The sequence below is a fragment of the Collinsella sp. TM10-22 genome (assembly GCF_003466125.1).
Classification (GTDB): domain Bacteria; phylum Actinomycetota; class Coriobacteriia; order Coriobacteriales; family Coriobacteriaceae; genus Collinsella.
Genome location: NZ_QSOC01000022.1, coordinates 1 through 1,051, shown reverse-complemented (window position 1 = coordinate 1,051; position 1,051 = coordinate 1). Strand labels below are relative to the sequence as shown.

The window sequence follows — 1,051 nt, the reverse complement described above, 5'->3', positions numbered from 1 at the left end:
AATAGCAAAAGCCCCGCAGTCGGAGCGGACTGCAGGGCTCATGAAGAGAGGTAGTTTGTGGGCGCTTTGCCTGGCGCCCACGAGAGAGGCAACAGAGTAGAGACTACTCGTGGATGCGGGTGCCGGAGAGGCCAGCCATGGTCTCAGCGGCCTTGTCCAGGGCGCCGATAATGCAGGTGCGGCCCTTGCGGGAGCGGGCGAACTTGATGGCGGCGCGGACCTTGGGCTCCATGGAGCCCTTGCCGAACTGACCCTCGTCGGCCAGACGCTCGGCCTCGTCGGCGGTGAGGTCCTCGAGCTCCTCCTGGTTGGGCTTGCCGAAGTTGATGGCGACATGCTCAACGGCGGTCAGCAGGAACAGAACGTCGGCGTCGCAGTCCTCGGCCAGCAGCTCGCCGCCCAGGTCCTTGTCGATGACGGCGGGAACGCCCTTGTAGCAGCCCTTGTTCTCGTAGTCGCGGACGACGGGGATGCCGCCGCCACCGCAGGCGATGACGATGAACTCGTTGTCGAGCAGGTTGAGGATGGAGTCAGCCTCGACGATCTTCTTGGGATCGGGGGAGGCGACGACGCGACGCCAGCCGCGGCCGGAATCCTCGACGAAGACCTTGGAGGGGTCCTCGGCCATGAACTCCTTGGCCTGCTCCTCGGTGTAGAACGGGCCGATCGGCTTGGTTGGGTTCTTGAACGCGGGATCGTCGGGGTCGCACTCGATCTGGGTGACGACGGTGGCGGCGTGCCAACGCTTGTAGCGCTTGTGCATCTCGCGGCCGATGCCCTGCTGCAGGTGGTAGCCGATGTAGCCCTGGGACATGGCGCCGCACTCGGGCAGCGGCATCTCGGGGGTGCCGATGGCGTCGTGGGCAGCGGCGAAGGCGTTCTGGATCATGCCGACCTGCGGGCCGTTGCCGTGGGTGATGATGATCTCGTTGCCCTGCTCGATAAGACCGAGGAGAGCGTGGGCGGTGTTGCTCACGGCCTCGATCTGCTCGACGGGGTTGTTGCCGAGGGCGTTGCCGCCGAGGGCGACGACGATGCGGTCGGGCTTACC

At 65.8% G+C, this 1,051-nt stretch carries 1 protein-coding gene; it reads right to left on the bottom strand.

What is annotated here, in order from left to right; translation table 11 throughout:
• Positions 1-103: 103 nt before the first annotated feature.
• The coding region (gene arcC, locus DXD94_RS09535; protein ID WP_117763896.1) for a carbamate kinase at positions 104-1,051 on the bottom strand (948 nt) is incomplete at its 5' end.